Source organism: Streptomyces sp. NPDC048106 (assembly GCF_040706415.1).
In the GTDB taxonomy this organism is placed as follows: domain Bacteria; phylum Actinomycetota; class Actinomycetes; order Streptomycetales; family Streptomycetaceae; genus Streptomyces.
In genome coordinates, this window is the sequence record NZ_JBEZND010000015.1 from 141,446 (window position 1) to 165,060 (window position 23,615).

The window sequence follows — 23,615 nt, forward strand, 5'->3', positions numbered from 1 at the left end:
AGCACCTTCAGCGACGAAGGAACCCCCACATGGTACGCAAGACGCTCTCCGGGGCGGTCGCCCTCGCGGCCGCCGCCCTTGTCATGACCCCGACTGCCGCGGACGCCTCCCCGCCCGGCACCAAGGACGTCACCGCCGTCCTGTTCGAGTGGAACTACGCCTCGGTGGCCCGCGAGTGCACCAACACGCTGGGCCCCGCGGGCTACGGCTACGTGCAGGTCTCGCCGCCCGAGGAGCACATACAGGGCTCCCAGTGGTGGACCTCGTACCAGCCCGTGTCGTACAAGATCGCGGGCCGGCTCGGTGACCGGACCACCTTCAAGAACATGATCTCCACCTGCCACACGGCCGGGGTGAAGGTCGTGGTGGACACCGTCATCAACCACATGACGTCCGGCAGCGGCACCGGCACCGGCGGCACGCAGTACACCAAGTACAACTACCCCGGTGTGTACGCGGATGCCGACTTCCACAGTTGCAGGACGTCGATCAGCAACTACCAGGACCGCACGAACGTCCAGACCTGCGAACTGTCGGGCCTGGCGGACCTGGACACCGGCGCGGAGCACGTCCGCGCGACGATCGCCGGGTACATGAACGACCTGCTGTCGCTCGGCGCCGACGGCTTCCGGATCGACGCGGCCAAGCACATCGCCGCCAGTGACCTGGCGAACATCAAGAGCCGGCTGACCAACCCGAGCGTCTACTGGAAGCAGGAGGTCATCTACGGCGCGGGCGAGGCCGTGCAGCCCACCGAGTACACGGGCAACGGGGACGTCCAGGAGTTCCGCTACGGCTACGACCTCAAGCGCGTCTTCAACAGCGAGAAGCTGGCCTACCTGAACAACTTCGGCGAGGGCTGGGGCTACATGCCCAGCAACGTGGCCGGCGTCTTCGTGGACAACCACGACACCGAGCGCAACGGCGCCACCCTGAACTACAAGGACGGCGCCAACTACACGCTGGCCAACGTCTTCATGCTGGCCTGGCCCTACGGCGCGCCGGACATCAACTCCGGTTACGAGTGGAGCGACGCGGACGCGGGCCCGCCCAACAACGGGCAGGTCAACGCCTGCTGGCAGGACGGCTGGAAGTGCCAGCACGCCTGGCCGGAGATCAAGTCCATGGTCGCCTTCCGCAACGCCACCCGCGGCCAGGCCGTCGCCAACTGGTGGGACGACGGCGACAACCTGATCGCCTTCGGCCGCGGCAGCAAGGGCTACGTGGTGATCAACCACGAGGGCACGACGGCCAGCCGTTCGTTCCAGACCTCGCTGCCCGCCGGCACCTACTGCAACGTGCAGAACAACACCACGGTGACGGTCAACAGCACCGGCTGGTTCACCGCCTCGGTCGCCCCGAACACCGCGCTGGCGATCTACGCCGGCAAGTCCTCCTGCTGAATCGGGAGTCGGCCCGCACCGCGCCCCCATGGCGGTGCGGGCCACGGTATTTGAAATTCCTTGCCGACTTTTTCACGACTCTTGCTGCAACCCTTTCGTGAGCGGTACGGTCGCGCGGGCGCCCGGCACCAAGACCGAGCCGCGGTGTGGGGTCGGACCCGAAAGAGCCGCCATCGCAAGGAGTTCTTGCCTGTGATACCGAGATGGCCGACGCCCGCGCGGCGTCGCACCACCCACCGCAGGAGAGCCGCGGCCCTCGCCGTCGCCGCGCTCACGGCCGCCCTCGTGCAGCCGCTCGCCGCGCGCGCCGCACAGGCCGCCGCACCACCCCCGCCACCGTCGGACGCGGCCCTCGCGGCCCAGCCGGCCCGGCACGGCGACACCCATGAGCAGTTCTACTTCGTCATGCCGGACCGGTTCGCCGACGGCGACAAGTCCAACGACGAGGGCGGGCTCACCGGTTCGCGGATGACGACCGGTTACGACCCCACCGACGAGGGCTTCTTCCAGGGCGGCGACCTCAAGGGCGTCACGCAGAAGCTGGACTACATCAAGGGCCTCGGCACCACCGCGCTGTGGCTCGCCCCGATCTTCAAGAACATCCCGGTGCAGGGCACGGGCGCCAACGCCTCGGCGGGCTACCACGGTTACTGGATCACCGACTTCACCCAGGTCGACCCGCACTTCGGCACCAACCAGGACCTGAAGAACCTCATCTCCAAGGCGCACGCCAAGGGCATGAAGGTCTTCTTCGACGTCATCACCAACCACACCGCCGACGTCGTCACGAACAAGGAGAACTCCTCCGACTACCGCGCCAAGGGCGCCTACCCGTACCTCACCAAGGACGGCAGGCCCTTCGACGACGCGGACTACGCGGACGGCGGCAAGGGGTTCCCGGCCGTCTCCGACGCCTCCTTCCCGTACACCCCGCAGGTCACCAGCCAGTCCAAGGTCCCGGCCTGGCTCAACGACCCGACGATGTACCACAACCGGGGCGACTCGACCTTCGCCGGCGAGTCCGGCTCCTACGGCGACTTCGACGGCCTGGACGACCTGTGGACCGAGCGTCCCGAGGTCGTGCACGGCATGGAGCGGATCTACGAGCGGTGGGTGAAGGACTTCGCCGTCGACGGCTTCCGCATCGACACCGCCAAGAACGTCGACCTGGGCTTCTGGACCCAGTGGGCCACCGCGCTCGACCAGTACGCGGCGGCGCACGGCCGGAAGAACTTCTTCATGTTCGGCGAGGTGTTCGACAGCGACACCTCGGTCACCGCCCCGTTCGTCACCCAGGGCCGCCTCGACGCCACCCTCGACTTCCCCTTCCAGGGCGCGGCCCGCGGCTACGCCTCCCAGGGCGCGAGCGCGCAGAAGCTGGCGGGCGTCCTCGGTGACGACTACAAGTACACGACCGACCGGGCCAACGCGTACGAGCAGGTCACCTTCCTCGGCAACCACGACATGGGCCGCATCGGGTACTTCCTCAAGCAGGACAACCCGAACGCCTCGGACGCCGAGCTGCTGAAGAAGGACGAACTGGCCAACGAGGTCATGTTCCTCAGCCGCGGCAACCCGGTCGTCTACTACGGCGACGAACAGGGCTTCACCGGCAACGGCGGCGACAAGGCAGCCCGCCAGACCATGTTCGCCTCCAAGGTGCCCGGCTACCTCGCGGACGACGAGATCGGCACCGACCGCACCCACGCCAGCGACTCGTACGACACGCAGGCGCCGCTCTACCGGCAGATCGCCGCGCTGTCCGGCCTGCGCAAGGCCAACCCGGCCCTGACCGACGGCGTCCAGACCGAGCGGTACGCGGCCGACGGCGCCGGGATCTACGCGTTCACCCGCACCGACGCCGCGACCGGCCAGGAGTACGTCGTCGCGTTCAACAACGCCGGCGAGGCCAGGTCGGCCACCTTCGCGACCGGTTCGGCCCGGATGTCGTACCGGGGCGTCTACGGCGCCACCGGCTCCGTGACCTCCGACGGCGACCGCCAGGTCACCGTCACCGTCCCGGCCGAGTCCGCCGTCGTCTACAAGGCGTCCGGCACCCTCGCCGAGCCCGCCACCCGGCCCACCCTCACCCTGAAGGCCCCGGCCGCCGGCGCCACCGGCACCGTGACCGTGGGCGCCGACGTCGAGGGCGGGCAGCTGAACCGGGTGGTGTTCGCCGCCCAGGTCGGCGACGGCAAGTGGCAGGTCCTCGGCTCCGCCGACCACGCGCCGTACCAGGTCACCCAGGCCCTCGGCGCCAAGGTCCCGGCAGGTACCGCGCTGCGTTACAAGGCCGTCGTGACCGACAGCGCCGGGCACACCGCGAGCGCCACCGCCGACAGCACCACCGGCACCGTGCCCGCGCCCGCCCCGCCCACGGCCTCCTCCCGCGACTACGTGATCGTCCACTACCAGCGCGCCGACGGCGACTACGGCGACTGGGGCCTGTACGCCTGGGGCGACATCGCCGACGGCGAGGCCACCACCTGGCCGGCCGGGCATCCCTTCACCGGCCGGGACGCCTGGGGCGCCTTCGCCTACGTCAAGGTCAAGCCGGGCGCCTCGAACGTGGGCTTCCTGGTCGTGGACAAGAACGGGACCAAGGACGTCGACTCCGACCGGAGCATCGACGTCACCAGGACGGGCGAGGTCTGGGTCCAGCAGGGCAAGTCCGACGTCCTCACCCAGCGGCCGGCGTCGTATCCCGCGCCGGACACCACCAAGGCGGTCATCCACTACCACCGCGCCGACGGCGTCTACGACGGCTGGGGCCTCCACGTCTGGACGGGTGCCGCGAACCCCACCGACTGGGCGGCCCCGCTGAAGCCGGTGAAGACTGATGCCTATGGCGCGGTCTTCGAGGTCCCGCTCGCCGCGGGTGCCGGCAGCCTCAGCTACATCATCCACAAGGGCGACGAGAAGGACCTCGCCGCCGACCAGTCCCTGGATTTCAAGTCCGACGGCTACGAGGTGTGGCTGTTGAACGGCCAGGACAAGCACCTGCTGCCGCAGCCCGCGGGCAGCGCCGCCGCCCTCGACCTGACCACCTCCAAGGCGGTCTGGATCGACCGGGACACGGTCGCCTGGGACGGCGTCGACGGCGCCGCCTCCACCGAGCTGATCTTCTCCCACGACGGCTCCATCGCCGCCAAGGACGGGGCGCTGACCAGCGACGACGAGCGCTGGATCCGGCTGGAGAAGACCACCCTCACGGACGCCCAGAAGGCGAAGTTCCCGTATCTGAAGGACTACACCGCCTGGTCCGTGGACCCGCGTGACCGCGGCCGGGTGCGCGAGGCGCTCACCGGTCAGCTGGTCGCCTCCCAGCGCACCGCCGACGGCGCCGTGCTGGCCGCCACCGGCGTGCAGACCGCGGGCGTCCTGGACGACCTCTACCCGGCCGCCGCCAAGGCCCAGCTGGGCCCGGTCTTCCACGACGGCAGGCCGACCCTCTCCGTGTGGGCGCCGACCGCGCAGAGCGTGTCCCTGGAACTGGACGGCGCGGTCGTGCCCATGCACCGCGACGACACCACCGGCGTCTGGTCGGTCACCGGCCCCGCGTCCTGGAAGGGCCGGACCTACCGGTACGTGGTCCGGGTGTGGGCGCCCAGCGTCGGCCAGATGGTCACCAACAAGGTCACCGACCCCTACTCGGTCGCCCTCACCGCGGACTCCGAGCGCAGCGTCGTGGCCGACCTGGACGACAAGTCCCTCGCCCCGAGCGGCTGGTCCACGCTGCGCAAGCCCAAGGCCGTACCGCTGAAGGACGCGCAGATCCAGGAACTGCACGTCCGGGACTTCTCGGTCGCGGACAAGACCGTGCCGGCCAAGGACCAGGGCACCTACCTCGCCTTCGCCGACCGGAACAGCGACGGCTCCAGGCACCTGAAGGAGCTGGCGAAGGCCGGGACGTCGTACGTGCACCTGCTGCCCGCCTTCGACTTCGCCACCGTGCCCGAGAAGAAGGCCGACCAGCAGAGCCCCGGCTGCGACCTCGCCGCCTACCCGGCCGACTCCGACCAGCAGCAGGCCTGCGTGGCGAAGAGCGCCGCGAAGGACGCCTACAACTGGGGGTACGACCCGTACCACTTCACCGTTCCCGAGGGCTCGTACGCCACCGACCCGGACGGCACCGCGCGTACCGTCCAGTTCCGGCAGATGGTGCAGGGGCTCAACCAGGACGGCCTCAGGGTCGTGATGGACGTGGTCTACAACCACACCTCGGCCAGCGGCCAGGCGGACACCTCCGTCCTGGACAAGATCGTGCCCGGCTACTACCAGCGGCTGCTCGCCGACGGCTCGGTGGCCAACTCCACCTGCTGCTCCAACACCGCGCCCGAGAACGCGATGATGGGCAAGCTGGTCGTGGACTCGATCGTCACCTGGGCCAAGGAGTACAAGGTCGACGGGTTCCGCTTCGACCTCATGGGCCACCACCCGAAGGCCAACATCCTCGCGGTGCGCAAGGCGCTCGACGCGCTCACCCCGGAGAAGGACGGCGTCGACGGCAAGAAGATCATCCTGTACGGCGAGGGCTGGAACTTCGGCGAGGTGGCCGACAACGCCCGCTTCGTGCAGGCCACGCAGGCGAACATGGCCGGCACCGGCATCGCCACCTTCTCCGACCGGGCCCGGGACGCGGTGCGCGGCGGCAGCCCCTTCGACTCCGACCCCGGCGTCCAGGGCTTCGGCTCCGGTCTGTACACCGACCCCAACGGCTCGTCGGCGAACGGCACCGCGGCCGAGCAGAAGGCCCGGCTGCTGCACTACCAGGACCTGATCAAGGTCGGGCTCACCGGCAACCTCGCCAAGTACCACTTCACGGACACCGACGGCAAGGAGGTCACGGGCGCGGAGGTCGACTACAACGGCTCGCCCGCGGGATACGCGGACGCGCCGGGCGACGCCCTCGCCTACGTGGACGCGCACGACAACGAGTCCCTGTTCGACGCGCTCGCCTACAAGCTGCCCAAGGACACGTCGGCGGCGGACCGGGCCCGGATGCAGGTCCTGTCGATGGCCACGGCGGCCCTCTCGCAGGGCCCGTCCCTCTCGCAGGCGGGCACCGATCTGCTGCGCTCGAAGTCGCTGGACCGCAACTCCTTCGACAGCGGCGACTGGTTCAACGCCATCCACTGGAACTGCGCCGACGGCAACGGCTTCGGCCGGGGCCTGCCCATGGCGGCCGACAACCAGGACAAGTGGTCCTACGCCACGCCGCTGCTGACCTCGGTCAAGGTCGGCTGCCCGCAGATCGAGGGCACCTCGGCCGCCTACCGGGACCTGCTGCGGATCCGTACGACGGAGGAGGCGTTCTCGCTCGGCACGGCGGGGCAGGTGCAGGACAAGCTGTCCTTCCCGCTGTCCGGCAAGGACGAGACGCCGGGCGTGATCACCATGACCCTCGGTGACCTGGTCGTCGTCTTCAACGCCACCCCGCAGGAGCGGAAGCAGACGGTCTCCGGCCTGGCCGGGACGTCGTACCACCTGCACCCGGTGCAGGCGTCCGGCGCGGACCCGGTGGTGAAGACCTCCGGCTACGCGGCGGACACGGGCACCTTCACGGTGCCGGCCAGGACCGTGGCGGTGTTCACCCGGTCCTAGGGTTTCAGGAACCCAGGGCGGTGAGCCGGCCGACGAGCTCCGCGAAGGGGCCGTCGGCCGGCTCGTCCTTGAGCATGGTGCGCAGCACGTCCGCCATGCCCGCGTCCCTGGTCGCGCTCACCGCGACCAGGGCGGCGAAGTCGTGCACCAGCTGGAGTTCCAGTTCCTCGCGCGGCACGCGGCGGCCGTCCAGCCAGATCAGCGCGGTGGACTCGGCGAGCGAGATCCAGGAGCGGACGACGAGTTCCAGGCGCGGGGACGCCTCGGCGATCCCGAGGTGGGCGAGCATCTGGTCGTAGGCGGACTGCCGTACGTCGTCGATCAGCGCGTTGGTGGCCGAGACGTGTTCCTTCTCGCGGGCGCCGTTCGCGGGCACCGCGGGGCCGCCGCGCATCAGGGCCGAGAAGCCGGGGCCGTACTCGTCCACATGGGCGAAGAAGCGGTGCATGACATGCAGCAGCCGGGCGCTGAGCGGACCCTCGTGGGGCTCGGTGAAGCGGGCCTTCAGCTCCTGGGAGGCACGCCGCAACGCGGCCTCGTACAGGCTGAGTTTGCCCGGGAAGTAGTGGTACACCAGCGGCCGCGAGATGCCCGCGGCCGCCGCTATGTCGTCGATGGAGACGTCGTCGGGCGAGCGTTGGCTGAACAGGTCGAGGGCGACGCTGATCAGCTGCTGCCGTCGCTCCTCGACGCCCATCCTGCGGCGAACCCCGGTACTCATACGAACACCTTACCGATCGGATCCGGCCGTCAACGGTCCGGACCCGAACCGGTGTTCCCATCATTCCGTCACAGATCGAGCACGAGGCGTTCGCCGCGGGCCCGCGACACACAGATCAGCATCGAGTCGGCACGCTCCGCGTCCGTGAGCAGCTCGTCCCGGTGTTCCACCTCGCCCTCCAGGACCCGCTGCTGGCAGGTCCCGCAGAAACCCTGCTCGCAGGAGTAGACGGTGCCCGGCAGCTCCCGGCGCACGGCGGCCAGCACGGTGGAGTCGGCCGGCACGGTCACCGTCCGCCCGCTGCGCCGCAGTTCGACCTCGAACGCGGTGTTCCCGTCCGCCGAGGCGCGCGGCGCGAACCGCTCCAGCCGCAGCTCGGCCCCCTCGGGCACCCGCTCCGCGACCGCCGCCATCAGCCCCTCGGGACCACAGCAGTACACCGCGGTGCCCGGCGCCACCCCGGCGAGCAGGGCGTCCAGGTCCGGCCGCCCGTCCTCGTCCTCCGCGACCACCGTCAGCCGGTCCCCGGCCAGCTTGCGCACCTCCTCCAGGAAGGGCATCGAGGCCCGCGACCGCCCGCAGTACAGCAGCCGCCACGCCGTGCCCTCCGGTAGCGAGCGCAGCATCGGCAGCACCGGGGTGATGCCGATCCCGCCCGCGACGAAGACGTACGACCCGGCCTCGACCAGCGGGAACCGGTTGCGCGGCCCGCGCACCTCCAGCTCCATGCCCTCGGCCAACTGCTCGTGCACCTCCCGCGAGCCGCCCCGCCCGTCCTCGACCAGCCGGGTGGCGATCGTGTACGACGAGGTGTCCTCGGGGTCCCCGCACAGCGAGTACTGCCGCACCAGGCCCGAGGGCAGCACCAGGTCCAGATGCGCCCCGGGCGTCCAGCGCGGCAGCCCGGCACCCTCAAGGCGCAGTCGCACGACCCCGTCGGCGACCCGCTCGTGCGCGGTGAGCAGCAGCCGCAGGGCCCGCGAGCGGGGCCGGCCGGAGAGCGGCGGGTCCAGCGCGGGCATCGGCCACAGCGGCGAGACCTGGACGCGGCGGCGCAGGGCGCCGCGGGCGAGCAGGGCGGCGCCCGCGATCAGCAGGACGGTACGCGGCTTCGGCATCAGGCGGCACCCTTCGCGGAACGCTCCGCCCGCTCCGCGGCGAGCGCGGCCGGGGAGGCGGACAGATAGGCGACGGCCTGGGCGGTGGAGAACTCGCGCGAGGGGTGGTAGTCCCGGCCCAGATAACGCGGGATGGACCGCAGGATGGCGCCGGTGCCGGGCAGGACGCCCTCGCGGCCGCGGTCGTAGAAGTCCTTGAAGGAGGAGCTGGGGTCGGTCAGGGTCGGGTCGTTCGCCATGAAGAAGCGGACCCCGCGCTGCCACAGGAAGAACAGGGCGGAGAACGCGCTCGCCCAGGTGCGGGCCCGGCGCCGGTAGCTGCCGTCCAGGTGGGTGAACAGGTCGAAGGCGACCGAGCGGTGTTCGACCTCCTCCGCCCCGTGCCAGCGCAGCAGGTCGAGCATGGTGGGGTCGGCGCCGCGCCGGTCCAGCTCGGCCGCGCCGAGCACCCAGTCGCCGAGGAAGGCGGTGTAGTGCTCGATGGCCGCGATGAGGGCCACCCGCTCCAGCAGCCACCAGCGGCGCGCCCGGCCCGGCGGCAGGGTGCGGTCGCCGAGCAGCTTCTCGAAGAACCAGTCGACCTGCGCGGTGTACGGCGTCGGGTCGAGGCCCTGCTCGCGCAGGTGCGGCAGCACCTCGTCATGGGACTGGGAGTGCATGGCCTCCTGCCCGATGAACCCGATGACGTCCTCGCGCAGCCGCTCGTCCCTGATCAGGGGCAGCGCCTGCTTGTAGACGTGCACGAACCAGCGCTCGCCGGCGGGCAGCAGCAGGTGCAGCACGTTGATGGTGTGCGTGGTGAACGGGTCGCCGGGCACCCAGTGCAGCGGCGTGTCCTCCCACGAGAAGGACACGTTGCGGGCCTTGAGCGCGACGCGCTCGGACTCCACCGGCCGGGCCTGCGTATTAGACATGGCGTCAATGTACTGACGCGTACACGCTCTGAGAAGGCTTCCGGCGCGGGTTGTTTACGGCGGCGTCAGCAACGCCCGCGCGGCGTCCGCCCGCGGGCCTCAGCGCAGCCCGTCGATCGTCCGTCCGCCCGCCAGGGTGCCCTTCAGATGGGCCCGCGCGCCCTTGGCGGCCTTGGAGACCAGCAGCGAGCCAGGCGCCGACGCGGTGATCCCGGCGCTCGCGTGGATTGCCACCGTGTCGGGGGAGCCCGCGGCCAGCAGGTACCAGTGTCCGCCCCGGGACTTCCACAGCACCCCGGAGAGCACATGCGGATCGCGCGGACCGCACGCCCGTGTGTCGGTGCCGCGCGCGGTGACCGCTCCGTGCCGGGCGTCGGGGAGGTGGAACTGGGCCAGCGTGGTGGTGCCGCCGCCGCGCCAGGTCTCGGCCCGGGTGCACGCCCACTGGCCGGTCCCGCTGCCGTCGGGCAGCGGCTGCTGCGCGTAGTCCCAGGCGTTGACGCTGCGCACGCCCGAGGAGCGCTCGGTGGCCAGCGAGCAGGCGAACGGCGCCCACGCCCGGCGTCCTTCGGGCCCGTCGGCCTCGTCGGCCGCGTCGGGGCGGCCCGCGGTGAGGTGGGCCGGGACCAGCTCGCCGAGGTCGGTGGAGAGCCGGGTGCCGGAGTCGTCGGACAACTGGAGCACGGTCCAGGAGGCGCAGTGGCCGTCCTTCAGGGCGGGGCTGGCCAGCGGCGCGGTGACGCCGTCGGTGACCGTGAGCGCGGTGGGCGGGGCGTCCGGTGTCATCAGGTCGCGGCTGGCCGCCGTCTTCACCCAGGGGGCCAGCAGGTACTGCACGTTGCCGTCCGCGCGGCCGAGGACCAGGGCGCTCGCCTCGGCGTCGGTCGCCCCGTCCACGCGGGCGAGGTCCATGGCGGCGCCCTCGGTGCCGTGGGCCGGCTCGGCGTAGCGGGCGATGCGCAGGCCGTCGTAGAGGAGCACCACCCGGGCGGCGTCGACCTGGCCCGCGTACAGCAGTTGGGGCGGGCCCGCGGGGCCGCCGGTCTGGGTGCCGGGGGTGGCCGCGACCTGGACGTGGTGTCCGGGCCGGGCCCAGACGGCGAGCGCGCGGCGCAGCAGCTCCTTGTCGCCGGTGAGCGGGCCGCGCGTGGGCCAGGCCGAGAAGTCGGTGCGGGCCGCGGAGCGCCAGGCGGTGGGGGAGACCCGGGTCAGCCTGGCCGGGTCGAGGGCGGCCCGGGCGGCCGGGTTCCCGGCGTAGACGGGGGCGGCGGCGCCGTCCGGGCCCCAGCCGGAGCGCGGCAGCGCGAGCAGCGCCCCGCACACCGCGAGGACGGCCGCGGCCGCGAGGGCGGCCCTGGTGTGCCGGCGGCGGCGCAGCAGATCGGTGGGCCGGGCCTGGAGGGCGCAGGGGTCGAACTCGGGGGAGGAGAGCAGGCCCGGCTGCGTGGGCACGCTGTTCGCCATCGCCAGGGCGCCGGCCGGGTCGTCCACCCCGGTGGCCATGAGGAGGTTGCGGATCTCCTGGTCGGCCAGCCGGTCCAGACCGCGCAGCACATAGGCGGCGCGGGCCGGTGCGGGCAGCAGCGACAGCCGCTGTTCCAGGGCGAGTTCGTCACCGCCGCCCGAACGCGGCAGCAGGCGCAGGCCCCAGACGCGGGGGAGCAGCGGGGGCAGGGTCCAGCGGGGGTGTTCGGCGGTCAGGGCGGCGTGCAGGACGCGCTCGCGGAGGAAGACGTAGCCGGCGTCGTACTCGCGGGCCGCCGGGTCCGCGGGGTCCCGGCGGGCGGTGCCGCGGACCGAGTGCTGGGCCGGGACCCGGCCGGTCAGCTCGCGGCCCCGGGGCAGGGCGCGCTGGGTGAGCGCGTGTGCGGTCAGCACCCGGCGCCCGCGGCCGAGGCGCGGCGGCAGCACCAGATAGGCGAGCCGGGCCAGCCGTGCGTAGTGCTCCACGAGCGAGGCCTCGGCCCGCTCGACGGTGGCCGGTCCGGCGGCGGGTGCGTGACGGGGGGCTACATCCTGTGACTGCACGTACAGGAGAACGAGCGAGCCCTTGGTTGGTCACCGTCAAGCGACGCGTCCAGGCCTTCGGACCGGGGCGGCTCAGACCTCCGGACCGACCAGGGCCCGCGCGTAGTTCGCCATCGACCGCTGGTAGCGCGGCAGATGGGCGGCCAGGGCCTCGATCACCAGGGACAGGCCCTCGCGGTCACGGCCCAGGCTGGACAGGCACAGCGCCAGACAGGCGCGCACGGCGTCGTCCAACTCGTCGCTCGGACCGTCCAGTTCGGGCGTGAGGAGCTCGACGCCCTCCGCCGGCCGGCCGATGTTGCGCAGGGAGCTCGCAAGCTGGATCCTGGTCCGCCGCCCCCGGTAGCCGTCGAGGCCGCGCGCCAGCGCCTCCCGGTACAGCGGCACCGCACGGTCCGAGTGCCCGGTCGAGTCGAAGGCGCAGGCCCGCTCGAAGGGGGCCAGCGGGCTGCCGTCGGGCAGTTCGGCCACGAGGCCGTCGATCAGCGCGCGGAACTCCTCGGCGCGCTCCTCCGGATACTCGTCGCGGGCGAAGGCGGCCCACGCGGCGGCCACCCGGTCTTCCCAGTCCTGGTTCACCGCGTCACCCTCGCACACACGTGCCCCCCGGGCCACCGGATTCGAGGTCTCAGCGGTGCCCGCCGTCGAGATACGCCAGGACCGCGAGCACGCGCCGGTTGTCGTCGTCGGACACCTCCAGGCCGAGCTTGCCGAAGATGTTGGAGGTGTGCTTGGCCACCGCCCGCTCGGTGACCACCAGGTGCGCGGCGATGCCCGCGTTCGACCGGCCCTGGGCCATCAGCTCCAGCACCTCCCGCTCGCGCGGCGTGAGCCTGCCGAGCGGCCGGTCGGCGGCCGAACCGCGGGCCAGCAACTGCTGGATGACCTGCGGGTCCATCGCCGTACCGCCCGCCGCGACCCGGCGTACGGCGTCCACGAACTGGTCCGCGTCGAACACCCGGTCCTTGAGCAGGTACCCGATCCCGCCGTCCCCGTCCGCGAGCAGCTCACGCGCGTACAACTGCTCCACGTGCTGCGAGAGGACCAGCACCGGCAGCCCCGGCCGCGCCCGCCGGGCGGCCAGGGCGCACTGGAGGCCCTCGTCGGTGTGCGTGGGCGGCAGCCGTACGTCGACCACCGCCACGTCCGGGTCCGACTCGGCCAGCGCCCGCGTCAGTTCGGGTCCGGACTCGACGGCGGCCGCGATCTCGAAGCCGTACGCCTCCAGCAGCCGGACCAGCCCGTCGCGCAGCAGGAAGAGGTCTTCGGCTAGGACAACACGCACGGCAGCTCCATGGTCACCATGGTGGGGCCGCCCGCGGGGCTGCTGACGGCCAGGACGCCGTCGAATGTACCGAGCCGCTTCTCCACCCCGGCGAGCCCCGAGCCGGCGCCGACGGCCGCGCCGCCCCCGCCGTTGTCGGTGACCGTGATCCGCAGCCGGCCGTCGGTGTGGTGCAGGTCGACCCAGATCCGGTCGGCGCCCGCGTGCTTGGCCGCGTTGGTGAGCACCTCGCTGACCGCGAAGTAGGCGGCCGACTCCACCGGCGCGTCGGGCCGGCCCGGCAGTTCCACCGTGACCTCGGCGGGCAGCGGCAGCCGCAGCGCCAGCGCCCGTACGGCGTCGCCGAGTCCGCGTTCGGCGAGGACCGGCGGATGGATGCCGCGGACCAGGTCGCGCAGCTCCTCCAGGGCGTCCACGGAGTTGCGGCGGGCCTGCGCCAGCAGCTGCCGGGCCCGCGCCGGGTCCTTGTCGAGCAGCATCTCGATGGTGCCGAGGTCCATGCCCATGGCGACGAGGCGGGCCTGGGCGCCGTCGTGCAGGTCCCGCTCGATGCGGCGCAGTTCGGCGGCGGAGGTGTCCACCGCGTCCCGCCGCGTCTCGGTCAGCACCCGCACCCGCTCGGCGAGTTCGCCCTCGCCGTTGTCCAGCACGGCCCCGGTGAGCCGGAAGTGCGCGCTCAGCATCGCCGGGGTGTAGCGCAGGGCGACGGCGAGGAGCGCGAGGGCGAGGGCCCCCGCGCCGAAGGCGCTGGCCTGCCCGGTGACCGGGACGAACGCGTACCAGTAGGTGTCGCCCCGGGTGTACGCCCGCCACAGCCCGGCCGGCAGCATCAGCCCCTCGACGGGGTAGAACAGCAGCACGGCCGGGAGCAGGGCGGTGACGAACCCCGCCGTGACGTCCACCGGCAGCCAGCGCACGTCCCGCCAGGTCTGGGGGTCGCCCAGCATCGTGAAGGTGCGGGTCCACGGGTTGGTGCCGCGCGGGATCGGCCGGTACACCGCCCGGATCCGCACCCCGCACCACTCGTGCGCCAGCCGCCGGCGCACGTCCGCCAGCGCCCGGACGCCCGTCAGCACGGCCGGAGTCGTCAGCAGGCCGATGCCGAGCGGGATGAAGGCGAGGGACAGCGGGACCAGCACCAGGAACACGATGCCGAAGGGCAGCGTGACCAGGGCCAGCACCAGCCCCCGCACGGCGGCCAGCAGGGCGCCGCGGGCCCGGCCGTTCTTGTTTTCGCTGTTCATACGGTGAGTCTCGCCGGTCCCCGGGCACGGGTCACTGGCCCGAGGCCCCCTCTTCGGGGGTGGTGCCAGGTACACCCTCCCGCAGCGCGGCCAGCACCTTCGCCTCCACCTCCGGGGCGACGCCCAGGGCGGGGCGGTCGGGGCGCCGGGGCGCGGTGCCGCCGATCCCGGCCAGCCACCGCCAGGTGTCCGCGACGGTCTCCGTCACCGGGCGGCACGTCAGGCCGGTGGCCGACGCCCGTGACACGTCGGAGCGGTGGAGCGCGTCGTACATCTCGCCGCCCGGCGGCACCCACACCGGCAGCTCGGTCCACGGCTCGATCCCGGCGCCCAGGACCGACTCCGGGTCGGCCCAGCACAGTTCGGCGTCCGCGCCGGTGGCCGCCACGCACGCCGCCAGCAGCGCGCCCATGGTGGTGTGCCCCGGCGGGCTCACCAGGTCGTACGGGCCGCTCAACTCCTGTTCCAGGGCGCCGAGAAGCCAGTTCGCGAGGTCGCGGGCGTCGATGTACTGGAGGGGCAGGTCGCGCGGGCCCGGCGCGAGGACCGGGCCCCCGCGGGCGATCCGGGCCAGCCACCAGGGCAGCCGGCCGACGTTCTCGTACGGCCCGAGGATCAGCCCCGCCCGCACCAGCAGCGAGCGGTCGGCGCCGAAGGACTCCCGCGCGGCCAGCTCGCCGCCCCGCTTGTCCAGGGCGTACTCGGTGGGACCGGCGTCCGCCGCCGCGCCCTCGACCAGCGGGGCGTCCTCACGGCCCCCGGCCGGCGCGGGCCAGGCGTACACCGACCGGCTGGAGACGTACGCGTACCGCCCGGCCCGGCCGCGCAGCAGCCGGGCCGTCTCCCGCACCGCCCGCGGGGCCGCCGACCAGGTGTCCACCACCGCGTCCCACTCGCCCTCGGCGAGCGCGGCGAGCCCGCCCACGGCCGTGCGGTCGCCGGTCAACGCCCTTGCCCCGGCCGGTGGTTCGTGCCGTCCGCGGTTGAAGACGGTCACCTCCCAGCCGCGTTCGAGGGCCGCCTCGGCCACGGCCCGCCCCACGAACTCCGTTCCGCCCAGCACCAGAAGTCTCATACCGGGCAGCCTGCCCGGCCCGGGGGCGGGCGGCACGGGACTCCGCCGAGGGCGGAAGCGGCGGGTCAACGTCCGGTCGGCGGAATGTACTTGTAGCCGACGCGGCGCACGGTCTGGATGGTCCGGCGGTGCTCGGCGCCCAGCTTGCGGCGCAGCCGGGCGACGTGGACGTCCACGGTGCGGCCGTCGCCGACATGGCCGTACCCCCACACCGTGGTGACGAGCTGATCGCGGGTGTGCACCCGGTGCGGGTGGGCCACCAGATGGGCGAGCAGCTCGAACTCCAGGTAGGTCAGGTCGAGTTCACGGCCGCCGACGAAGGCGGTGCGCCGCACGGGGTCGATCCGCACCAGCGGCTCGGGGGCCCGGCCGGAAGGGGCCGTCCGGTCCGCCTGCTCCGCCTGGTCCGGCCGGTGCGCCTGGTCCGGCTGGTTCGTCCGGTCCGGCAGCGTGACCGGCAGGAACGGCGGCTGCTGGTCCGCCGGTACCAGCACCAGGTAGCCGACCATCGGGGGCCGTCCGGGCAGGACGGGCAGGGTGTGCTGCGGGGCCGGCAGCCAAGTGGCGCCCGGCGGCAGGAAGTCCGCGACATCGACCACCTCGTCCCGGTCGACGGCCCGCAGCCGGTGCCGGGCGGGGGCGGTCCGGGCGGACGCGGCGGGAACCGGAGAGACCGGAGAGACGGGGGAGGCGGAGGAGACGGAGGACGCGGGGGAGACGGAACGAGTGGTCGCCATGAGAGGTCAGCTCTTTCGCGCGAGAGGTTCGTCAAAGAGGGCGACGGCCGCGATTCGTGGTCGGGCGCGCCGGGGACGTACGTCGTTCCGCGCTGGCCTAAGGCCGGGGGTTACGGCTTCAGAGGGCCCGCGCGGATATCGCGCGACAACACACCCGGTCGAAGTCGTGGTGCTGACGGGAGGGCCAGAAGGGCTCAAGGTCATGGCGACCCGTCGCGGTGATCCTCTGGAAGCTGGCCATGCGCCCATTGAAGCAGAGGCAGGTGCCGGGCACGAGACTCCTCTCACGAGTTGGACGTGTCATTGGCGCGAAGTCGGCGTCGCGCGGGGTGCCGGAGCCGGGGTCAAGGCCCTGATCAGGGGTTTGGCGAAGCCACGGCGAGTCGCACCGCTGTCTCATCATTCGGACGCCGAGGAGGGGGCGGGGCATGCGACAGGGGCGCCCGCCTTCGTGGCGGGCGCCCCTGTCAGGGTTTCGGGGCGGATCAGACCTGTCCGGCCTTCTCCAGCGCCGTGCAGCAGGTGTCCACCATCAGGCGGGTCACCACGTAGGGGTCGACGTTGGCGTTCGGGCGGCGGTCCTCGATGTAGCCCTTGCCGTCCTGCTCGACCTGCCACGGGATGCGGACCGAGGCACCGCGGTCGGAGACGCCGTAGCTGAACTGGTCCCAGCGGGCGGTCTCGTGCAGACCGGTCAGCCGGTCGTCGATGCCGGCGCCGTAGTTCTTGACGTGGTCCAGCGGCTTGGAGCCCTCGCCCAGCGACTCACAGGCGGTGATGATCGCGTCGTAGCCCTCGCGCATCGCCTTGGTCGAGAAGTTGGTGTGCGCGCCCGCGCCGTTCCAGTCGCCCTTGACCGGCTTGGGGTCGAGGGTCGCGGAGATGTCGAAGTCCTCGGCGGTGCGGTACAGCAGCCAGCGGGCCACCCACAGCTGGTCGGAGACCTCCAGCGGGGCGAGCGGGCCGACCTGGAACTCCCACTGGCCCGGCATGACCTCGGCGTTGATGCCGGAGATGCCGAGACCGGCCTTCAGGCAGTTGTCGAGGTGCGCCTCGACGACGTCACGGCCGAAGATCTCGTCGGCGCCGACACCGCAGTAGTAGCCGCCCTGGGGGGCCGGGTAGCCGCCCTCGGGGAAGCCCAGCGGGCGGCTGCCGTCGAAGAAGGTGTACTCCTGCTCGATGCCGAAGATCGGCTCCTGCGCGGCGAACCGCTCGGCGACCTCGGCCAGTTCGGCGCGGGTGTTGGAGGCGTGCGGCGTCAGGTCCGTGTTCAGGACCTCGCACAGCACCAGCACGTCGTCGCCGCCGCGGATCGGGTCCGGGCAGGTGAAGACGGGCTTGAGCACGCGGTCCGAGGCGTGGCCCTCGGCCTGGTTGGTGGAGGAGCCGTCGAAGCCCCACAGCGGCAGCGCGTCGAGACCGGCCGGAGCGCCCGCGATGATCTTCGTCTTGGAACGGAGCTTGGCCGTCGGCGCGGTGCCGTCGATCCAGATGTACTCGGCCTTGAAGGTCACGGAGGGACACATCCTTCGGGTGGTTCGGGCGCACTTGCGGGTGCCGCGGCGCCGGGCGCCGCCTCGATCTGCCCCGAAGGCTGCCAACAGGCCGTTTCCCGGCCATTGCTCTTATGTGAACCCCGTGTTACCTGGGGGTTTTGTGTCCAGGATCACCTAGGGGGCCGGCAGGGGGAGGGTGCCACCCACCACCTGCCGGCCCGGCCCGTCAGGACGAGGACCGGCCGTGGGCGATCGCCTCCCGCACCGCCTCCTCCGTCCGCGCCACCAGCGTGGTGCCGTCGTCCGCCGTGATGATGGGCCGCTGGATCAGCTTCGGGTGCTCGGCCAGCGCCCTGATCCACCGCTCCCGGGAACCCTCGTCCCGCGCCCACTCCTTGAGCCCCAGCTCCTTCGCGACCGCCTCCTGGGTCCGCGTGATGTCCCACGGCTCCAGGCCCAGCCGCCCGAGCACGGCCCTGATCTCGTCCTCGCTCGGCACGTCCTCCAGATAGCGCCGCACGGTGTACCCGACACCCTCGGCGTCGAGCGTGCTGATCGCGCTGCGGCACTTCGAACAGGCCGGATTGATCCAGATCTCCATGCCCCAACGGTACGCGAGAACTCGTCCGCCACCCCCGCCCCGAGGGCCTCGAAAGCCCTTGTGGCCAGGGGCTTTTGTCAGTGGTCGGCCGTAGAATAGAAGCAGTGTTCGAGGGTGCCGCCGGGCTCGCCGGCCGGTGCCCTGACCGCGTCAGGAGGACGCCCGTGCCCGCTGCCGCTCTGAAGCCGAAGCCGTCGCCGACCCAGTCCACCGCCAAGCACCCCGTGCTCTTCGACTCGCCGTACCAGCCCGCCACGAAGCGGCCCCTGCCGGCCGGCCGGCCCCGGGAGTGGTACGTCACGCACAACCGGCGCCTGAAGGCCATGCGCCTGGCCATCGCCCTGCTCGACTCCGGCGTCTACCTGCCGGACCAGGCGCGCGACGACACCATCCGGAGCACCGCCGAGAAGATCGGCATGCGCCCGCCGTCCGACACCACGTGCCGCATGGTGCGGGCGTTCATGCGCTACAACCGCTGATCCATCGCGGCGCCGGACCCGCCCGGACTCCGGGCCGCCGTTACCCGCCCCCGGCCGGAAGGTTCACAGGCCGGGGGCGCCCCACACCGGGAACCAGCGGGCCAGGTCCTGCTCGATCCGCAGGTCACCGGCGAGTACGGACCTCACCTGGAGCTCCAGCGCGTTGTCCCGGCGCTCACCGCCACCGGGCAGCGGGGCGAAGGGGTAGAAGGTGCCCCGTTTGTAGAGGTAGACGAGCGCGAGCCCCCGGCCCGCGCCGTCGGTGAAGCCGGCCAGCGAGCACAGGAGCTGCGGGCCGAAGCCGTTGGCCTCCAGGGAGCTGTTCACCGCGTGCAGGTCGTTGACGAGCTGCGGCAGCTGGTCGGGGGCGCGGCGCGAGACCAGCCACGAGTAGCCGTAGTCGTCCCGGTGCGGCTCCACCGGCGACCCGGCGCGCTCCGCGTCCGCGTCCAGCAGCGCCTGCACCTCCCGGTGGGTCTGCTCGAAGGCGGCGCCCTCCACGGTGGCGAAGCACACCGCGCCCTGACCGGTCGGGGTGAAGCCGATCGCCGCCTGGAGCGTGATGGCGGCCGAGGGCAGCGCGAAGAGCTGATCGAGATCGGGGGCGACGGGCTTGGTGCGCCCCAGCAGGATGTCCAGCAGCCCCAACGCTCAGCCCGCCTTCCGCCGTGGTGTCCGGTCCTTCGGTCCGCTCATGCCCGGTCGGCCTCCCCCGGTACGGTCGTCTCGCCCAGCTCCGCCGAGATCCGGCCCAGCTGGTCCAGCCGCTGCCCCAGGGTCGGGTGGGTGGAGAAGAACCGCTCGATGCCCGGCTCCTTGCCGGTCGCCGGGGTGAAGTAGAAGGCGTTGAAGGCCTGGGCGGTGCGCAGGTCCTTGGTCGGGATCCGGGCGATGTCCCCGGTGACCTTGGTGAGCGCCGAGGCCAGCGCCGAGGGGCGGCCGGTCAGATGCGCGGCGGCGCGGTCGGCCGCCAGCTCCCGGTACCGCGACAGCGCCCGGATCAGCAGGAAACTGATCGCGTAGACGGCCGCCGAGACGCCCATCACGCCCGCGAAGACGACGGCGGTGTTCTGGTCCCTGCGGCCCCCGCCGAAGATCTGCGAGTAGAAGGCGAAGCGCACGATCAGGCCCGCGATCACGCCGAGGAAGGAGGCGATGGTGATCACGGCGACGTCCTTGTGCGCCACATGGGACAGCTCGTGCGCGAGCACGCCCTCCAGCTCGGCGGGCTCCAGGCGGCGCAGCAGCCCGGCGGTCACACAGACCACGGCGTGATCGGGGTTGCGCCCGGTCGCGAAGGCGTTCGGCATGTCCATCTCGGACACGGCGACCGTCGGCTTCGGCATGTCCGCGATGGCGCACAGCCGGTCCACCACCGCGTGCAGCTCGGGATACTCCTCGCGCTCCACGACCCGCCCGTGCATGGCGAACATGGCGATCCGGTCGGAGAACCAGAACTGGGCCACGAACATCGCGCCCATCAGGACCACGACCAGCAGCCAGGACTTCAGCAGCACGAGCAGCGCGGCGATGAAGACCACGTACAGCAGTCCCAGCAGGAACATGGTGACCGTCATCCGCACGGTCAGTCGCCGGTCGCTCCTAAAGCGGCTCTGCATCTTGCATCACCCCGCAGTCAGGCACCTTCGTCCCGCTGTCCAGTGTGCACCTGCGGCACGGTGTGGCGAGGGGGCCGGAAGGCCCGCTCACCCGACCGGCGACTTTCCGTGACCGGTCAGTAACCGTTCCGTATTCGAGCGTACCCCAGCAGCACGATCACCGCGGCCACGCAGCCGAGGACCACCGTGGTGGGCACCCAGGACGAACGGTTTCGCCCCGCGGGCTCCGGGTCGGCGCGGAAGGGCGCCGGCTCCGGGGGGTTCTCCTTCCAGCGGGCGGCGAGCATCCGGGCGCGGGCGGACGGCTCCTTGTGCTGGGCGGAGTTCGCCCAGCCATGATCGAACTCCCGCTCCCAGTCGTCCTGTTCAGACATTCCCCGTTCAACCTCTCTCGTCCGGGCAGATGCGGGGAGCATGATCCCGCGAGCTCCCGGAAAATAGGAAGCCTGAGCGGTGCGAAAGGTTGCACAGGGCCTCTGAGCTGCCCGTTCGGGCCCGGTTCGCGTCCGGATGCCGGGTGGTGGTCCGGCCGCTAGCATTTTCAGCAGAGCCGCGCCGCAGGGTGCGCCGGACGAGCGCCATCCCCGCCGATCAGGGGAACGTCAGCCCTGCTTCCTGAATCCGGGCGGCAACACCCACGACCGTGTCCCGCCGACCGGGCGGGCGCGGCCATCTTCCGGTGCCCGAGACGGACCGGGGGAATGGAAGGAGGGCAGTTCGATGAACGCACAGCGCGCGAGGCGACTCGCCGCGGTGTCCGCCGTCGGCGTTCTGCTGGCGGGCGGGGCCACCGTCGCCACCGCCGGCACCGCGTCGGCGAGCACCCAGAGCCACCTCACCACCAACCGCGGCTGCTACGGCCGCGACTGCTTCGGCTTCAACCGGGGCTTCAACCGCGGCTTCGACCGGGGCGGCTTCTTCGGCTTCAACAACGGCTTCAACCGCTTCAACACGCCCGTGGTGGTGGTCGTGGTGCCCTGACCCCTTCACCGGACACGGCCGGGGCCGCCTCCCGATGCGGGAGGCGGCCCCGGTGCGTGTGGGGGTCCGTCTGTCACACGTCGAAGTAGAGCTCGAACTCGTGCGGGTGCGGGCGCAGCTGGAGGGGGGCGATCTCCTGGGTGCGCTTGAGGTCGATCCAGGTCTCGATCAGGTCGGACGTGAAGACGTCGCCCTGGAGCAGGAACTCGTGGTCGGCCTCCAGGGCGTCGAGGACGGCGCCGAGGGAGGTCGGGACCTGGGCGACGTTCGCGTGCTCCTCGGGAGCCAGCTCGTAGAGGTCCTTGTCGATCGGCTCGGCCGGCTCGATCTTGTTCTTGATGCCGTCCAGGCCCGCGAGGAGAAGGGCCGAGAAGGCGAGGTACGGGTTGCCGGAGGAGTCGGGCGCGCGGAACTCGACGCGCTTGGCCTTCGGGTTGGAGCCGGTGATCGGGATGCGCATCGCGGCGGAGCGGTTGCGCTGCGAGTACACCAGGTTGATCGGCGCCTCGAAGCCCGGCACCAGGCGGTGGTACGAGTTCACCGTCGGGTTGGTGAAGGCCAGCAGCGACGGGGCGTGCTTGAGGATGCCGCCGATGTAGTAGCGGGCGGTGTCCGACAGGCCCGCGTAGCCCGCCTCGTCGTAGAACAGCGGGTCGCCGTTGTTCCACAGCGACTGGTGGACATGCATGCCCGAGCCGTTGTCGCCGAAGATCGGCTTCGGCATGAAGGTCGCGGTCTTGCCGTTGCGCCAGGCCACGTTCTTCACGATGTACTTGAAGAGCTGGAGGTCGTCGGCGGCGGCGAGCAGCGTGTTGAACTTGTAGTTGATCTCCGCCTGGCCGGCCGTGCCCACCTCGTGGTGCTGGCGCTCCACCTTCAGGCCGGACTTCTCCAGCTCCAGGGAGATCTCGGCGCGCAGGTCGGCGAAGTGGTCGACGGGCGAGACCGGGAAGTAGCCGCCCTTGTAGCGGACCTTGTAGCCGCGGTTGTTCTCCAGCGCGCCGGTGTTCCAGGCGCCCGCCTCGGAGTCGATGTGGTAGAACGACTCGTTCGCGCTGGTCTGGAAGCGCACCGAGTCGAAGACGTAGAACTCGGCCTCGGGACCGAAGAACGCGGTGTCCGCGATGCCGGTCGACGCGAGGTAGGCCTCGGCCTTGCGGGCCACGTTGCGCGGGTCACGGGAGTACTGCTCGCCCGTGATCGGGTCGTGGATGAAGAAGTTGACGTTGAGCGTCTTGTCCCGGCGGAACGGGTCGATCCGGGCCGTGGACAGGTCCGCGCGCAGCGCCATGTCGGACTCGTGGATGGCCTGGAAACCGCGGATCGACGATCCGTCGAAGGCCTGCTCGGCGTCCGGGTCGAACGCCTCGGCGGGCAGGGTGAAGTGCTGCATGATGCCCGGCAGGTCGCAGAACCGGACGTCGATGAACTTGACGTCCTCGTCCGCGATGAACTTCTTGGCCTCGTCGGCGTTCTGGAACATCCAGCTCCTCCTACTCCCGACCGTCCTCGCCGGGGCGGTAGATCGTTCGTGCGGCCAGTGCGGTGGCACACGCTGGTCCTGACCCTAGGGACGGGTGATTTCTCCGGCGTGACCCGTTTGTTTCGCAGAAGTTAACCGGCCACTCCTCCACCGTAGCCCCGGGACACCCCGGCGTCCCCCGGTCATTTGGGGACGCAGTACCGTGGTCGGGTGGACAACAGGCAGGCAATCGGATCGTGGCTCTCCGGCCCCCGCGCGGCCATGGAAGACGCCGGCGCGGACTTCGGTTACCGCGGCGAGAAGCTGGGACTCCCCGAGGAGGGCCCGAACTCCCTGGCCCGGCAGGGCAGGCGGCTCGGGGCCATCGCGGTCGACTGGGCGCTGAGCCTGCTGATCGCATACAGCCTGCTCACGCACGGCTACCAGCAGGGCGCCACCGGCAACTGGGCGCTCGGAGTCTTCTTCGTCATGAGCGTCCTGACGGTCGGCACCCTCGGCTTCACCCCGGGCAAGCGCCTCTTCGGCATCCGGGTCGTGGCCCTGGAGACCGGCACCGTCAGCCCGCTGCGCTCGCTGGTGCGCACCGTCCTGCTGTGCGTCGCCATCCCCGCCCTGGTCTGGGACCGCGACGGCCGCGGCCTGCACGACCGGCTGGCCAAGACGGTCGAGGTCCGCGTCTGACCCTTCCGGTTCGCCCCTAGGGGCTACAGGGGACGAGGAGTACGACGAGGGGGCCGGGACAAGCACCGCACGCCTGTCCAATCGATGCAGATCCCTTCACAGCACCAGGTGTGACGCGCAACACTCTCAGGCGCACGAGCAAG

Annotated in this window: 20 protein-coding genes; 5 read left to right on the forward strand and 15 right to left on the reverse strand. The window is 71.8% G+C overall.

Features of this window, described 5'->3' with window-relative positions:
- Nucleotides 1-29 precede the first annotated feature (29 nt).
- Complete coding sequence (locus tag AB0927_RS17965) at nt 30-1,403, forward strand: alpha-amylase family protein (RefSeq protein WP_366668566.1); 1,374 nt, start codon at nt 30-32, stop codon at nt 1,401-1,403.
- A gap of 192 nt (nt 1,404-1,595) precedes the next feature.
- On the forward strand, nt 1,596-7,007 hold the full coding sequence (pulA, locus tag AB0927_RS17970; protein WP_366668592.1) for a pullulanase-type alpha-1,6-glucosidase: 5,412 nt from the start codon (nt 1,596-1,598) through the stop codon (nt 7,005-7,007).
- A 4-nt stretch (nt 7,008-7,011) separates the two neighbouring features.
- On the opposite strand, the gene AB0927_RS17975 is transcribed toward pulA, so the two are convergent.
- The 11 genes from AB0927_RS17975 to AB0927_RS18025 all read right to left on the reverse strand — a co-directional run bounded on the left by AB0927_RS17975 (nt 7,012) and on the right by AB0927_RS18025 (nt 18,229).
- Nucleotides 7,012-7,728 (reverse strand): TetR/AcrR family transcriptional regulator, encoded by a 717-nt coding sequence (locus AB0927_RS17975; RefSeq protein ID WP_366668568.1) that lies wholly within the window; start codon nt 7,726-7,728, stop codon nt 7,012-7,014.
- A gap of 68 nt (nt 7,729-7,796) precedes the next feature.
- Nucleotides 7,797-8,846 carry a PDR/VanB family oxidoreductase gene (locus AB0927_RS17980; RefSeq protein WP_366668569.1) on the reverse strand — a complete coding sequence of 350 codons (1,050 nt, stop codon included), beginning with the start codon at nt 8,844-8,846 and terminating at the stop codon, nt 7,797-7,799.
- Nucleotides 8,846-9,760 (reverse strand): metal-dependent hydrolase, encoded by a 915-nt coding sequence (locus AB0927_RS17985; protein ID WP_366668571.1) that lies wholly within the window; start codon nt 9,758-9,760, stop codon nt 8,846-8,848. Before AB0927_RS17985 ends, AB0927_RS17980 begins: the two co-directional genes overlap by 1 nt.
- 99 nt (nt 9,761-9,859) lie before the next feature.
- A complete protein-coding gene (locus AB0927_RS17990) occupies nt 9,860-11,788 on the reverse strand; it encodes a hypothetical protein (RefSeq protein WP_366668572.1) in 1,929 nt (642 codons plus the stop codon).
- Between the two features lie 72 nt (nt 11,789-11,860).
- Nucleotides 11,861-12,367, reverse strand: a complete 507-nt coding sequence (locus AB0927_RS17995; RefSeq protein ID WP_366668573.1) for a tetratricopeptide repeat protein — start codon at nt 12,365-12,367, stop codon at nt 11,861-11,863.
- A 49-nt stretch (nt 12,368-12,416) separates the two neighbouring features.
- A complete protein-coding gene (locus AB0927_RS18000) occupies nt 12,417-13,073 on the reverse strand; it encodes a response regulator transcription factor (protein ID WP_366668574.1) in 657 nt (218 codons plus the stop codon).
- A complete protein-coding gene (locus AB0927_RS18005; RefSeq protein WP_366668575.1) occupies nt 13,058-14,317 on the reverse strand; it encodes a sensor domain-containing protein in 1,260 nt (419 codons plus the stop codon). The genes AB0927_RS18000 and AB0927_RS18005 overlap by 16 nt, the downstream gene beginning before the upstream one ends.
- Nucleotides 14,318-14,348: 31 nt before the next feature.
- Nucleotides 14,349-15,392: an NAD-dependent epimerase/dehydratase family protein gene (locus AB0927_RS18010; RefSeq protein ID WP_366668576.1), complete on the reverse strand. Its 1,044-nt coding sequence runs from the start codon at nt 15,390-15,392 to the stop codon at nt 14,349-14,351.
- A gap of 65 nt (nt 15,393-15,457) precedes the next feature.
- A complete protein-coding gene (locus AB0927_RS18015; protein WP_366668578.1) occupies nt 15,458-16,129 on the reverse strand; it encodes a winged helix-turn-helix domain-containing protein in 672 nt (223 codons plus the stop codon).
- Between the two features lie 485 nt (nt 16,130-16,614).
- Nucleotides 16,615-17,646 carry a glutamine synthetase gene (gene glnII / locus AB0927_RS18020; protein WP_366668580.1) on the reverse strand — a complete coding sequence of 344 codons (1,032 nt, stop codon included), beginning with the start codon at nt 17,644-17,646 and terminating at the stop codon, nt 16,615-16,617.
- Nucleotides 17,647-17,854: 208 nt separating this feature from the next.
- Nucleotides 17,855-18,229, reverse strand: a complete 375-nt coding sequence (locus AB0927_RS18025; RefSeq protein WP_366668581.1) for an arsenate reductase family protein — start codon at nt 18,227-18,229, stop codon at nt 17,855-17,857.
- Between the two features lie 164 nt (nt 18,230-18,393).
- Here AB0927_RS18025 and AB0927_RS18030 point away from each other — a divergent pair, with 164 nt between their 5' ends.
- On the forward strand, nt 18,394-18,708 hold the full coding sequence (locus tag AB0927_RS18030) for a hypothetical protein (protein ID WP_366668582.1): 315 nt from the start codon (nt 18,394-18,396) through the stop codon (nt 18,706-18,708).
- 63 nt (nt 18,709-18,771) lie between these two features.
- Here AB0927_RS18030 and AB0927_RS18035 read toward each other — a convergent pair whose 3' ends face one another.
- From AB0927_RS18035 to AB0927_RS18045, 3 genes are all read right to left on the reverse strand, one after another.
- The gene (locus AB0927_RS18035) at nt 18,772-19,356 is read right to left on the reverse strand and encodes a hypothetical protein (protein WP_366668583.1); all 585 of its coding nucleotides are present in this window, start codon (nt 19,354-19,356) and stop codon (nt 18,772-18,774) included.
- A 44-nt stretch (nt 19,357-19,400) separates the two neighbouring features.
- On the reverse strand, nt 19,401-20,327 hold the full coding sequence (gene htpX, locus AB0927_RS18040; protein ID WP_366668584.1) for a zinc metalloprotease HtpX: 927 nt from the start codon (nt 20,325-20,327) through the stop codon (nt 19,401-19,403).
- A 116-nt stretch (nt 20,328-20,443) separates the two neighbouring features.
- On the reverse strand, nt 20,444-20,701 hold the full coding sequence (locus AB0927_RS18045; protein ID WP_366668585.1) for a hypothetical protein: 258 nt from the start codon (nt 20,699-20,701) through the stop codon (nt 20,444-20,446).
- A gap of 346 nt (nt 20,702-21,047) precedes the next feature.
- Between AB0927_RS18045 and AB0927_RS18050 the strand changes: the two genes are divergently transcribed.
- Nucleotides 21,048-21,308 carry a hypothetical protein gene (locus AB0927_RS18050; RefSeq protein WP_366668586.1) on the forward strand — a complete coding sequence of 87 codons (261 nt, stop codon included), beginning with the start codon at nt 21,048-21,050 and terminating at the stop codon, nt 21,306-21,308.
- A 73-nt stretch (nt 21,309-21,381) separates the two neighbouring features.
- On the opposite strand, the gene glnA is transcribed toward AB0927_RS18050, so the two are convergent.
- On the reverse strand, nt 21,382-22,791 hold the full coding sequence (gene glnA / locus AB0927_RS18055; RefSeq protein WP_366668587.1) for a type I glutamate--ammonia ligase: 1,410 nt from the start codon (nt 22,789-22,791) through the stop codon (nt 21,382-21,384).
- A gap of 210 nt (nt 22,792-23,001) precedes the next feature.
- Here glnA and AB0927_RS18060 point away from each other — a divergent pair, with 210 nt between their 5' ends.
- Entirely contained in the window at nt 23,002-23,472 is a 471-nt protein-coding gene (locus AB0927_RS18060; RefSeq protein WP_366668588.1) for an RDD family protein, read from the forward strand.
- Nucleotides 23,473-23,615: the final 143 nt, after the last annotated feature.